Source organism: Aeoliella sp. (genome assembly GCF_965227375.1).
GTDB lineage: Bacteria > Planctomycetota > Planctomycetia > Pirellulales > Lacipirellulaceae > Aeoliella.
In genome coordinates this window covers 3,013,418-3,026,624 of the sequence record NZ_CBDDFX010000002.1, presented here as the reverse complement: position 1 = coordinate 3,026,624, position 13,207 = coordinate 3,013,418, and the positions used below count along the sequence as shown (strand labels likewise).

Here is a 13,207-nt window from a genome sequence, read left to right as displayed (position 1 = left end):
GTACACTAAGTCAGCGGGCTCACCTAAGCGTGGCCCGGCAAATGTCACTCAACGCTCTATGGAACCATGCACAACATTCGTATTGCTGCGGCCAGTGTGAATCAGACTCCGCTCGATTGGAGTGGCAATCGAGAGCGGTTGCTCTCGGCCATCAAGGAAGCCCGCGCCGCCGGGGCCCAGATTCTGAATCTGCCCGAGCTAGCCGTGACTGGCTACGGCTGCGAGGACATGTTCTTTTCGGTCGGCGTGCAGCGCCGGGCGCTCGACGAGATCGCCGAACTGCTGCCGCACACGCATGGTATGGTTGTGGCAGTGGGGCTGCCACTGTTTTACGAAGCGAGCCTCTACAACGCGGCCGCGTTGATGGTCGATGGCGAACTGGTTGGCATCGTGTGCAAGCAGTTCATGGCCAGCGACGGCATTCACTACGAACCGCGTTGGTTCCGCCCTTGGCCGGCTGGGGTGGTGGGTCAAATTGAGTGGCAAGGTCGACTCTATCCAGTGGGCGACTTGTTGTTCGACGTTGGCGGCGTGCGAATCGGCTTCGAAATCTGCCGCGACGCCTGGATTGCCGAACGCCCCGGCGGACGGCTGGCTCGCCGCGGCGCGGACGTGATCCTCAATCCCAGCGCCAGCCACTTCGCGTTCGGCAAGCAAGCGGTTCGCGAGCGGTTTGTGCTCGAAGGATCCCGGGCGTTTGGTGTGACCTACGTCTATTGCAATCTGCTAGGCAACGAGTCGGGCCGCAGCTTGTACGACGGGGGAGTGCTCATGGCCACCGGCGGCAAGATGACCGCCCGTGGGCGATTGTTCAGCTACTCGGACGTCGAACTAACCGTGGCCGATTTCGACGTGCACCGCAACCGTTTGGCGCGCGGGCTGTCGTTCGATTCGCGGATGAAAGTCGAGCGGCACGGCGACACGTTGCAGTTGGTGTCGTTCAACTGGAACGACGCGGGACCAAGCCTCGTGAACCACACCTCCGAGCCCGAACCGTGGGAGACCGGCGACGACTCGAAGCACGAGGAGTTCAGCCGGGCGGTGCCGCTGGCGCTGTTCGACTACTTGCGGAGAAGCCGCACGCAAGGATTCGTGGTGAGCCTGAGCGGCGGGGCCGACTCGTCGGCCGTCGCAGTGCTGGTGCACCTAATGGTCCGTCGGGCGCTCAAAGAGATGTCGCCTTCGGAGTTCGTCGAACGACTGGGCGCACCCTTGCGATTGGCCGCGGTGCAGGAGTCGATCGACACCAGCGACCACGACACGGTGGCCAAAGCGTTTACCGGTGCACTGCTGGCTTGCGTGTACCAACCGACGCGGAACTCGACCGACACCACCCGCAACTCGGCCCGCACCGTGGCCGAGGCGGTAGGCGCGGAGTTCCTGCAGTGGGACGTCGACGCGGTGAACGAGAGCTACGTGCAGTTGGTCTCGCAGGCCATCGGCCGCGAGCTTTCGTGGGATTCCGACGACGTGGCCCTGCAGAACATCCAAGCCCGCAGCCGAGCGCCGGGCGCGTGGCTGCTGGCGAATCTGCGTGGAGCTCTGCTGCTGTCGACCAGCAACCGCAGCGAGGCGGCCGTAGGCTATGCCACGATGGATGGAGACACGGCCGGCGGTTTGTCTCCGGTCGCGGGCATCGACAAGCAGTTCCTGCTGTCGTGGCTTCGCTGGATGGAAACCACCGGGCCGGACGATCTGGCACCGCTGCCCGAGCTGAGCGTGGTCACCTCGCAAAAGCCGACGGCCGAACTACGCCCGCACGACGAAGGTCAAACCGACGAGGCCGACCTGATGCCGTACGTGGTGCTCGACGCCATCGAGCGAGCGGCGATTCGCGACAAGCAACTGCCGCGCGACGTGTTCGCACTGATCCGGGCGCAATTCCCCGACCACACCGAACAGCAAATCGGCCAATGGGTAGTACGGTTCTTCGAACTCTGGTGTCGCAACCAGTGGAAACGCGAACGCTACGCCCCCAGCTTCCACGTGGACGACGAGAACCTCGACCCGAAGAGCTGGTGTCGCTTTCCGATTCTCAATAGCGGCTTTGCCGAGGAACTGGCGGAGCTCAAGAAGCAGTTGAAGTTGTGAGTGTTTCAAAGTGGGAGATGAGGCATGACTTTCCAAGAGATTTCGAACGTACTGACCGACGTAGCGTTTCCAGGGTACCGTTTTCTGGTAAGAAAGGTATCGGACCCCAGCAGCGGAACGGATGGGTTTCTGATCTACGCCAAGTACGACGAGGAAGACATCCACACCGGAACGCTGGAAACTCAAACCACCCGCAAGTGGTACCAAAGCGTGCACTCTTGCCGCAGCGAAGTGGTCCAAACTTGCTTGAAGTGCGTGCTCACCTCCGCCGAACATCGCGTGCGAGAGCACTTCAAGTACAAAGGCAAACTAACTCACGGACCTCACCTTGATGTGGAAACGCTGCATCAGGTTGCCGACTGTACGGAGAGCAGAGCAGCGACTCAATAGGCAATGATGTCGCCTGGTGTAAGTTTCAGCGTACAAGTCTACGGCTGGAACATCTCGCCCAGTGCCTCAAGAAGTTTATCTGCAGTGGTTTGGCGAAGCGTGGTCAGCTTCTTCACCAGCCTGCGTTTGTCGATGGTGCGAATTTGATCAATGGCTGCAACGCCGCTCTTGCCTTGCACTTTGGTGGCGATGCGAAAGGGATAGGATCGCCCCGTCGTGAGAGGGACGACGACCACCGTTCGGAGCTGAGTGTTGAGGTCGTCAGGAGAGACAATGACAACGGGACGAGTCTTTTGAATCTCCGCCCCGATGGTCGGATCGAGATTGGCCAGCCATACTTCGAAGCGTTGCATTACCACTCCCACTCGCCGTGGAAGTCGTTGAGAGTTCCATCCCAATCGTCGACGTTGTCTTCGCCCATGGCCGCAATCTCGGCAGCGGCTTCCTCCCAGCCCTCGCGTGGATTCTTCTTGGCGGGTCGGATAATGATCGCCCCGTCCGCGACTTCCAGTTGCAGCGGGCCAGTGAGGCCGGCCTGCTCGATTACCGACTTAGGCAACCGTACTCCCTGGGAGTTTCCGATTGGGATAAGGTTGATATCCATAGGGCACTCCGTATGTGATAACAATGTAATTACATTCTACCACGCCCTGGGCCTTCGTCAACCTCACTCCCGCACCAACCGCCAGCAGCGGTGGATTCGCTGGTTGCGAAAGTCTTCCGGCACGGTCTGCTTGGAGATCTCGCGGGCTTGGTAGCTCGGTAGCAGCTTCTCGTCGAATTTGAACCGGCGGAAGTTCGTGCTGAAGTACACCACGCCGCCCACCGGCATTCGCGCGGCGAGTTCCTCCAGCAGCGCTGCGTAGTCGCGTTGGACGTCCCAGTCGTCGATTTCCTGGCGGCCGGTTGTGGTTCGCTTGGTGTTGGAGAACGTCGGCGGGTCGACCATGGCCAGGTCGAACATCGCTTCGCGGGGCAGGGTGGTGAGCCATTCGCGCGAGTCGGCCGCGACGAATTGATGCGGTGGGCCGTCGAGTTTGTTCCGCCTCAGGTTCTCCTCGGCCCACTCCAGGTAGTTACGCGACAGGTCGACCGTGGTGGTGCTCGCCGCGCCGCCGGCCGCTGCGTACACGGTGAACGCTCCCGTGTAGGCGAACAGGTTCAAGAACCGCTTGCCTTCCGCCTCATCCCGAACCATTTGCCGTGTCTGGCGGTGGTCGAGGAACAGCCCCGTGTCGAGGTAGTCGGACAGATTCACCAGGAACTCGAGCCCGCCCTCACGAGCGGTCATCGTTTCGCTCTCCGCGCCGAATTTGCCGTACTGCTTCTCGCCACTTTGCGTTTCACGGGTCTTCAGGAACACTCGGTCGCGATCCACTTCGAGTGTCTCGGCCGCGGTGCGGAGCATCAACTCCAACCAGTCGGCGTGCTCGGCGGGTGTGCGGTCGTGGGGGCGGCGGTACTCGGCCACCACCAGTGCGTCCTCGTACCGATCCACGATCAGCGGCACATCGGGCACGTCGCGTTCGTACAGCCGATAGCAAGTGATGCCTCGCCGTGTGGGCCAGCGTCGCAGGTGCCGCGCGCGTTTCGTGAGCCGATTGGCGAACTCAGTCGCTTGACGCGCGGAGTCTTCCTTGAGGCCGCCAAACACAGGTTCCGCCTTGGCCGATTGCGGTTTGGCTCCGGTTTCCCCGTCGCCGCGCGGTGGCTTGGGCCCCAGGAACTGGTAGTACGTGCACTCGATACGCCCGTTGTACAGTTTCCGCCGCCGTGTGGCCTCTTGGCCGATGAGCCGCTCGAAGTCGCCCCGCGCGGTGAGCACATAGTGGCTCCAGGTGGGCAATCGTCGCAAAACGATGGGCAGCTTTCTGTGCAGCGCGACCGACTCGGCTTCGTTGCCGATGCGAATGCCGTACGGTGGGTTGCAGATCATGCAACCGTACTTGCGACTGCTGGTGAGGTCCTCGAACGCCCGCTGCTGAAAGTGAATGTCGCCTGCCACGCCGGCTCGTTCGGCGTGGTGTCGGGCGAGTTCCAACGACTTGGCGTTCAGGTCCGTGGCGATGATGCGCTGCTCGAGCGGAGGTTGCCATAAGTCGCGGGCTTCCTCACGGGAGGTGTGCCACAGCGCCGCATCGAGTGTGGGCCACGCTTCGGCGGCAAACTCGCGGTCGAGACCCGGCGCCGAGTTGCGACCAATGAGCGCCGCCTCGATGGCGATGGTGCCTGTGCCGCAGAAGGGATCGATCATCGGCCGGTCGCGGTTCCACACGCTTAAGGTCACCATCGCCGCGGCCAGCGTCTCGCGAAGCTGCCCTTCAGCCACACTGGTGCGGTAGCCGCGTTTGTGCAGCCCTGCGCCGCTGGTGTCGAGCAGCAGCGAGGCGGTGTTGTCGAACAGTTCGACTTCGATGCCGAACTTCGCGCCGGTCTCGGGAAGCGAGTTGACTTCGTGGGCCGCGAGCAGTCGTTCGGCGACCGCCTTGTTCACGATTTTCTGGCAGGCCGGCACGCTGGAGAGTTGCGACTTGTGCGAGCGGCCGCGGATGGGAAACGCTCCGTCGCGTGGGATCCACGCTTCCCACGGCAAGCTGTTGGTGCCATCGAACAACTGCCCAAAGTCGCTGGCTGCGAACGAACCAACCAGCACAACCACACGCTCGGCGGTCCGCAGCCACAGGTTTGCGCGGCAAATGGCCGCGGCGTCGCCCTCGAACAGCACGCGGCCGGGCCGCACCACGCGCGGCGCGTACCCCAAGCCTTCCAGCTCACGCGCGGCGAGCTTTTCGAGACCAAACGCGGTTGTTGCAATCAGTTGATGGATGGGAATCTCGACTCAATCGAAAAATCTGTGAGCAATAGCCAACGAGCTACGCCTCGTCGGAATCCGGTTCACAAGTAATAATAGCCGCTCGCACGTACATTTGTTATGGATCGGTGGTTCGAATGCTTCAGCGAGTGGAACTAAGTGGCGAAGACTCCGGGCGGTATTACTACGCGCACGTGCCGCCGGGCGAGTCGTTGCCGCTGGTGCTCGCGCTGCATGGCGGAGGGAGCACGCCGCTCGACATGGCTCGGTTTTGCCATTTGGCCGAACTGTCCACCCGGCATCGGTTTGCCGTGGTGTTCCCCTCGGGCAGCGGACCCTCGCCCGAGTACCTCACGTGGAACGCCGGCATCTGTTGCGGGCATGCGTCGCGGCGCGAGGTGGACGACGTAGGCTTCGCCGCGCGGCTGCTCGACCTGTTGCTCGATCGTTACGATGTGAACCCAGCGCGGGTGTACGCCACCGGTATGTCGAACGGCGGCATGTTCTGCTACCGCCTGGCGGCCGCCTTGCCGCAACGCATTGCAGCCATTGCACCCGTGGCCGGTTGCCTGGCGTTCGAGCCCGAACCGCTGCCGCGCGTGGTGCCGGCACTGCACATTCATGGTACGGCGGATCATTTTGTGCCTTACTTTGGCGGAGGCGGCGCGCGGAGCTTGCGGCAGCTCGAGTTTCCGTCGGTGCACGATTCGCTTACCCAATGGGCAGCCGCTTGTGGATTGCCGACTATCGACCCGCAGTATCAGCAAATTCCCTACGACCGCACCCTGGCCAACGACCAGCCGCTCGACGCCCATCGGGCGGTCTACGCTACGCAGGACGGTGTGGACCAGGTTGTCGAGGTACGGATCACCGGCGGCGGCCATACCTGGCCGGGCGAAGCCCCGCCCTGGTGTTTTTTGGGTGCCTCCCCGCTGGGGCTGTCGGCCAGCGAGCTGATTTGGCAGTTCCTGGCGCAGTTTTTTTGCACGAACCGCAGCTCCGAGTAGAATAGAGGTTCCGGAACAGAACCCCTCGCGAGCTGCCCCTCGGCGGTCCAGCAAATCCCCCCAAGCACCGCTCGGCCTCGCTCTCCTCTATTGTTTGAAGTTGCACCCATAGGCTTTTGATCGCATGTCCAGATTCTTACTTGTAGCTATCGTGTTGTTGGGAACGTGCACGGTGGCGATGGCCCAAACCCTGCGGTTCGAGACCAATGTTGGCGACTTCGACATGGTGCTGAATCCAAATGACGATCCCAACTTGCAGCCACTGGTCGACAACATGGTCGCGTACGTCGGTCTGGGCCGGTATCACTTCACGGCTATTAACCGCGCGGTAGATCGTGACAACGACAATCCAGCGGACGACTTTGTCCTGCAGATGGGTGGCTTTCTGGCATTTCAGCCAACAACCGGAATGTGGCCGCAACTCGCAAGTGCTGTTGAGCGGTTGCCTGAAGCCATTGTCGACGAGAATGGCGATGGAAATGTGGACTTTGATTCGATTTCGAACACGCGCGGCACGGTGTCGCTTGCGTTGGCCGGTAGCGATGTGAACAGTGGCACGAGCAGTTTCTTCATCAACTTAGGAAACAACTCATCACTAGATTCACAAGGCTTCGTACCGTTCGCCGAGATTCAGAACATGTCGACCATCGACACGATTATGGGGCTCGACCAGGTTGACCTCAGCAACGATTTCGGCTCGCCCGGCAACCTTACGTTCATCGACGTACCCGTCGTCGAAGAGGACAGGCTGGTGCTCATTCGTCGGGTGACCGTGGTGGAAGCCGATGACGAATTCTCGTTTGTGGGGCCGATCGCTACGGCGCTACAGGAGCAGAATCTTGGCAGCGACTCCTCGGCGCTTAGCAGCCTGTCGACTTCCAGCCTGAGTAGCGACATCCCGGCGACATCGGCATTGATGTCGACCAATGTTCCCGAACCGTCGGCGCTGTGGTTGCTAGCCCCGCTGGCGTTGTGGGGCGCGTCGCGGATGCGACGTCGGTAGAAACAAAAAAGTCCCCTCTCCCGGACTCTCACTCAGGTGAGGGTCCGGGAGAGGGGACTTAATCTTTGTGTCTGAAGTGTGCCTAGCCCTTCTGGTTTGCAGGCTTCGCGGCGGTTGTCTTTCTGGTGGCGGCCGATTCGCGGAGTACTTTCACGACGTCGGCCGTGATATCGCACTCCGAGTCGTAGTCGTACCAGGATTCTTGTTTGGTCACGATGATCGACAGGCCTCGCACTTGGGCCACCTTGCGCGCCGCGGGGCGAACCGCGTCGCGGAACTGCTTGACCAACTTCACCTGGTGTTGCACCAAGTTCTGCTTAGCTTGCGAACGGGCGGTGTTGAATTGTTGGTTTACCTGCTTTTCGTAGCTCGCCAACTGCACGGCGCCTTCGTTGTTCTCGGGCTGTGCCTCGATGGCCTCTTTTTGCTTGTTGAACTCAGTGGTGTAGTTCTGCGCCAGTTCGACCAGCTTGGTGTTCAGAGCGGCCTTGCGCTGCTGGATGGAGTTGACGATCTGCTTGTCGCTACCTAGCTGCTTGGCGACTTCGTCGAGGTCGATGATGGCAATGCCCGCAGAAGGCTTGGCCTCGGCGGTTGGCGTTGCGGGTTGGTTCATCTGATTGCAACCAATCGAAAGCACTCCCAGGCAGGCAAAGGCGACAGTTGTAATGAACTTGTTCATGGCAAGGTATCCGTTCCAAGGAATTCTGGTCTGTAACGCTCCCGCATCTCCGGGGCCGCGAAATGTAGGAAAACTGGTCGCGCGTGGCAAGCGAGATCGTGCAGAGGGCACTGTTTTGCCAGCGATGCAAGCTCGCGGAGCCAAGTGTGCCCACGGGCTGGGCTGTCAAAGCTTGCTTGATAGTGCGGCTGCTAACGCCCACATGTCACTCTGGGTAAACCCTGCCGATAAAGTTATCGGAATTGGCTGGTGAAGAGCTAACGGTTCTGCCGATGACCGTCGTAGCGACTGTATAGACTTTGCGGATCAAGCTGACCTTGCCGAGTTTGGCTGAGAAGCTAGAATCCGCCCCGCGAGCGCCAAGCATACCCTAACGACACCCTTGGCCCAGCACTTTTCTAGGAGCTTATCGTGCAAGGCTGTGAGTACCTCCTGCGGCGAGGCCGTGGCATTGTTTCTGCAATGACGATTGCCTGGCTTGTCAGTGCCACGTGTACGTCCGCGCAAGAAGTCGTCGGTCAAGGTGCGCCTATTGATAACGGTGTAACAGCGGGCGACGTCGTCTACTCGACCGACTCCAGCTACATCGCCACGCCTGACAGTAGCTATTCGCCTTATGGCATGAACTACAGTCCCAGCTTGGGGATGCATCTGCGGGCGCGCTACAACACCAAGAGCTACGGCCAGGTGCGCGGCAATCTCGATCTCGGCACGATGAAGGTGTTCGAGGCCGAAAACGGAGGCGTGTGGTTCGTAGACGGTCAGGTAACGCTCAACGACGAATCGAAAGTGGGCTACAACGCGGGCATCGGCTACCGGTTCATGACCCTGCCGCTGCTTCCCAACAGCCCGGACAGCGCGAAGATTGCTGGTATTAGCTTCTGGACGGACGGTTCGACCACGATCAACGAGAACTTCCTGCCACAGGTCGGCATTTCGCTGGAATACCTGGGCGACTTCTGGGACGCCCGCGCGAATACCTACATTCCATTCGCCGACATCGAAGTTGGCGACTTCGTCGCTACTGACACGATCACCTACCAGGGCGACTTCCTGGTGCAGGAGACCATCGCTGGCACGGACGAAGCCTTGACCGTGCAGGACGTGGAACTGGCGCGACGCTTGGGCGAGCGTGATCTGTGGCTGTTTGCAGGCGCTTACGGCCTGTGGGGCGAGACCGTTGACACCTTGGGCTTGAAGCTCGGTGCGCGCGGTTACCTGACGCCCGACCTGGCGGTGCAGTTGGCAGTGAACGACGACGACGAGTTCGGCACCAACACGGTATTCAGCGTCACTTGGTTCATCGGGCGTACGCGGGATGCTTCGTACTGCAACCCATCGTTGATGAACCGGATGCGTGAGCCGGTGATTCGCAACGATTACGTGGCCGTCAAGCAGGACACCGTCTTGGGTGGCGAGATCCTCGAAGGCGACCTCGACGGCGACGGCGAAGTCGAGGAGATCCGCGTGGTGCACGTCGACAGTGCGGCGGCCGCGGGTGGCGATGGTTCGTTCGAGAACCCGCTCAACAATTTGGAAGAGATCGACGACACCGGTGCCTCGCCAGGCATCGTGCTGGTGCACGCTGGCAGCTCGTTTACCGGCGAGCAGGCTACCTTGCTGGACGGCCAGCGAATGCTGGGCGAAGGTGGCGGCATCGAGCATATCGTCAGCACCACCAACTTTGGCGACGTCACCCTGCCCGAGACTTCAGCCGGTGCATCCACCGGTGTTGTGCCGATCATCAACGGCGGGGCGGGCGAAGACGTCATCACGCTGGCCAGCAACACCCTGGAAGTCTCGAACTTCACCATCGACGGCGGCGCCAACGCTATCGTTTCGCCCAGTGGAACACGGGGTGTCGACCTGAACAACCTGGCTATCTCGAACATGACCGGCAACGGCATCACACTGACGCCCGGCACTATTCCGGACGATCCGTCGACCTCGGCCGACGAACTGGCGGTTCAGTTTACTCCGATGCTCTCGGACCTGACGTTCGACAACGTGGCTGGCGACGACATCAACCTCGACGGCACTTCGCCTGAAGCAGCCAGTGTGCCTGTGACCGAGAGCATTGCGATCTCCGACGTCACGAGTACCAACAACGGCGGGGTCGGTATCAATCTGGCGAACACTCGCAGCACGGCGACCATCGACAACTACACCAACGATTCTGGCACCGGCACCTCGGGCATCCTGCTGACGGCTAACGATGGCTCGGTAAACATCACCGATTCGAGCATCACTAACCACGCTGGCATGGGTGTCTCGGTCGTGAACAGCGACGGCTCGCACTCCTTCGGCCTCGACATCACCGACACCGGTGGTGCGGCGATGCACGTAAACGACGGTGCCACCGACATCATGTTCACTGGCAAGATCACGCAGGGCGACCTGGGTGAAGTGCTGCTGGTCGAAGGCGGCCACACCGGCGCGCTCGACTTCTTTGAAGGCACCGAAGACGATGGGGTGGTCGACGCCACTAGTGGCGACGGCATGGTGTTCAACAACGCCGACGGTGTCTACACGTTCGTCGACGGTGTGACCATGACCAACACCACGCAGGCCATCAACGCCTCGAACGACTCGGACGGCTCGATCGCCATGCTCGACGCCACGGTGACCGACACCACTGGCACTACCTTGGAGTTCAATGGCGGTGAGATGAGCCTGAACTTCACCGGTAAGATCACGCAGAATAACGCTGTCACCACGTTGCTGGTTGAGAACGAGCACACTGGCACGCTTACATTCAACGAACTGGACGCCGACAGCGGTGTGATTGATGCCTTCAACGGCGACGGCATGGTGTTTAACAACGCCGACGGCGGTTACATCTTCAACGACGCGGTGGTGCTCGATGGCACCGGCAACGCCGCCGACACCGGTATCGACATCTTGAACGACAGCGAAGGTACCTTCACCTTCGCCGACGGCACGATCACCAGCCCAACCGGCGAGGCGATCTCCGTGGATGGCGGTTCGTCGACGTTTACCTTTACGGGTGAAATCACCCAGGATAACAACGTCGCTACGATGTCCGTTACCGGCGGCCATACCGGCACCATGACCTTCCTGTCGCCTGACACCAGCACCGACGTGATCTCCGCCACCAACGGCACGGGTCTGCAGTTCGATGATGCTGATGGCGACTATGGATTCGTGGGCTCGGTCACGCTGGACGGTTCGGCCGTGGCTGCCGACACCGGCATCGATATTGCCAACGATTCAGACGGTACGTTTACCTTCACCGAAACCACGATCACCGATCCGACCGGCATAGCGGTTAACGTGGACGGCGGTTCCGCCGACGTCGACTTCGCCGGCTTGATCACTCAGTCGAACAACGCCGCGGCCGTTTCGGTAAGCGGTGGACATGACGGAACGCTCACCTTCTCCGAAGCGGAGACCGGCACCGGCGTGATCGACGCCACGAACGGCACCGGCTTGCAGTTCGACGACGCTGACGGCACCTACCAGTTTAACGACGCGGTGGTGCTGAACGGTGGCGATGCGGGCATCGATATCATCAACGACTCCGACGGTACCTTCACCTTCAGCGATACCACGATTACCGATCCTACGGGAGTGGCGATGAACGTGGTGGGTGGTTCGGCCGACGTTACCTTCACCGGTAAGATCGAGCAGTCGAACAATGTGGCGGCTATCTCGGTCACCGGAGGACACGACGGAGTGATGAACTTCAACGAGGTCACCAACGGCGAGGGCGTGGTCGAAGCCACCAATGGCACCGGCCTGCAGTTCGATAACGCCGACGGTACCTACAACTTCAACGACGCGGTGGTGCTGAACGGTGGCGACGCGGGCATCGACATCATCAATGGTTCGTCGGGCACGTTCACCTTCGCCAGCGATTCGGAAATCACCAATCCGACGGGCGACGCGTTCGTCATCACTGGCAGCAACGCCGATGTCAACTACAACGGCACCATCACCGATAACACTGGCCACGCTGTTCGCATTGAGAACAACACCGGTGGCACAGTGACATTCGGTGGCGAGGTGACCAGCACCGACCTGGGTATCCTGGTTCAGAACAACACCGGCGGCGACTTCAACTTCCTCGGCGGACTTGATCTGGATACCACCACCAACGATGCGGTGACGCTCACCAACAACACAGGCACCACCACGGTGTTCTCCGGCCTGGATATCAACACCACGACCGGCAACGGTTTGGTGGCCAACGGCTCCGAGGGACTTGGCATCATTGGCACGGGTAACTCGATCACCACGACCACTGGAGTGGCCTTGGATCTCAACAATGTCGAGGTCGATTCGTCTGGCATGCTGATCGACAGCGTCTCCGTGACCGGGGCCGTCAACGGCATCGTGATGGACGACGTGACCGGTGGTCAGATCAGCATCGGCTCCACCGGAAGTTCACAAGGCGACGGTGGTACGCTCACCAACACCACGGGTGACTCGATTGTGCTGACCAACGTCCAGAGCATCTCTATCAACCACATGGAGGTGATGGGCAGCCTTGGCAACGGCATTACCATGACCAACGACAACAACGCCCAGATGAACGTGACCATCGCCGATACGGTGGTTCGCAACTCGGCTGCTCAAGGCGTGAGCCTCGACGCCACTGGTTCGGGCGTGATGCGGTTGGCCTTGAACGACAACACCATGGACACCAATGCCGACGAGAGCATCGCGCTGAATATCGACAACAACGCCAGCACGGTGCACATCACCGTCGATGGCAACAATGTCGACAACTCGGCCAGCAACAATGCTGCGTTCAGCCTGGTGGCAAGTGGTGCTTCGGGTAAGACGGTCAGCTTGTTGGTGCAGAACAACAACTTCAGCAACAACGATGGGACTGCCGGTGCCGCCGACATCTTGATCGATGGCAACGCCACGGTGAACGCCAATGTGTTGACCAACTCGTTCGTCAACAGCGACAACACGCCTGGCCCGTCGTTCCTGGCCGAAACCAACAACGGTGCGGCGACACTTCGCCTGAACCTGAACGGCAACTCGGCCATGTCGGGCAACGTGGGCGGCAACGACGACTACTTCCTCACCAACACCGCGGGTACTTTCCAGGTGGAGGATCTGGCCGATCTCACGACCAACAACTCGGGTGAATTCAACCAGACGGGTGTGATCGTGAACGATGCGGGCAACATTCCGTTGCCGCAGCAGCCACAGTAAACAACCGAAAACGGCTTCGAATAGTCGCTGTA

At 60.6% G+C, this 13,207-nt stretch carries 9 protein-coding genes; 5 read left to right on the top strand and 4 right to left on the bottom strand.

Annotated features, from left to right (window positions below; genetic code table 11):
- Window positions 1-66 precede the first annotated feature (66 nt).
- Complete coding sequence (gene nadE / locus ACQK2L_RS24915; RefSeq protein ID WP_425399754.1) at window positions 67-2,091, top strand: NAD(+) synthase; 2,025 nt, start codon at window positions 67-69, stop codon at window positions 2,089-2,091.
- Between the two features lie 24 nt (window positions 2,092-2,115).
- Window positions 2,116-2,481: a hypothetical protein gene (locus tag ACQK2L_RS24910; RefSeq protein ID WP_425399753.1), complete on the top strand. Its 366-nt coding sequence runs from the start codon at window positions 2,116-2,118 to the stop codon at window positions 2,479-2,481.
- Between the two features lie 38 nt (window positions 2,482-2,519).
- Here ACQK2L_RS24910 and ACQK2L_RS24905 read toward each other — a convergent pair whose 3' ends face one another.
- The 3 genes from ACQK2L_RS24905 to rlmKL form a co-directional block, all read right to left on the bottom strand.
- Entirely contained in the window at window positions 2,520-2,834 is a 315-nt protein-coding gene (locus ACQK2L_RS24905; protein WP_425399752.1) for a type II toxin-antitoxin system PemK/MazF family toxin, read from the bottom strand.
- Window positions 2,834-3,085, bottom strand: a complete 252-nt coding sequence (locus ACQK2L_RS24900) for an AbrB/MazE/SpoVT family DNA-binding domain-containing protein (protein ID WP_425399751.1) — start codon at window positions 3,083-3,085, stop codon at window positions 2,834-2,836. Before ACQK2L_RS24900 ends, ACQK2L_RS24905 begins: the two co-directional genes overlap by 1 nt.
- A gap of 63 nt (window positions 3,086-3,148) precedes the next feature.
- Window positions 3,149-5,296: a bifunctional 23S rRNA (guanine(2069)-N(7))-methyltransferase RlmK/23S rRNA (guanine(2445)-N(2))-methyltransferase RlmL gene (rlmKL, locus tag ACQK2L_RS24895; RefSeq protein ID WP_425401128.1), complete on the bottom strand. Its 2,148-nt coding sequence runs from the start codon at window positions 5,294-5,296 to the stop codon at window positions 3,149-3,151.
- Between the two features lie 134 nt (window positions 5,297-5,430).
- On the opposite strand from rlmKL, the gene ACQK2L_RS24890 reads away from it, so the two are divergent.
- Window positions 5,431-6,300: an alpha/beta hydrolase family esterase gene (locus ACQK2L_RS24890; RefSeq protein ID WP_425399750.1), complete on the top strand. Its 870-nt coding sequence runs from the start codon at window positions 5,431-5,433 to the stop codon at window positions 6,298-6,300.
- A 124-nt stretch (window positions 6,301-6,424) separates the two neighbouring features.
- Window positions 6,425-7,303, top strand: coding sequence for a peptidylprolyl isomerase (locus ACQK2L_RS24885; RefSeq protein ID WP_425399749.1), 879 nt, complete (start codon window positions 6,425-6,427; stop codon window positions 7,301-7,303).
- Window positions 7,304-7,385: 82 nt separating this feature from the next.
- On the opposite strand, the gene ACQK2L_RS24880 is transcribed toward ACQK2L_RS24885, so the two are convergent.
- On the bottom strand, window positions 7,386-7,985 hold the full coding sequence (locus tag ACQK2L_RS24880) for an OmpH family outer membrane protein (RefSeq protein ID WP_425399748.1): 600 nt from the start codon (window positions 7,983-7,985) through the stop codon (window positions 7,386-7,388).
- Between the two features lie 462 nt (window positions 7,986-8,447).
- On the opposite strand from ACQK2L_RS24880, the gene ACQK2L_RS24875 reads away from it, so the two are divergent.
- Window positions 8,448-13,175 (top strand): beta strand repeat-containing protein, encoded by a 4,728-nt coding sequence (locus ACQK2L_RS24875; RefSeq protein WP_425399747.1) that lies wholly within the window; start codon window positions 8,448-8,450, stop codon window positions 13,173-13,175.
- Window positions 13,176-13,207: the final 32 nt, after the last annotated feature.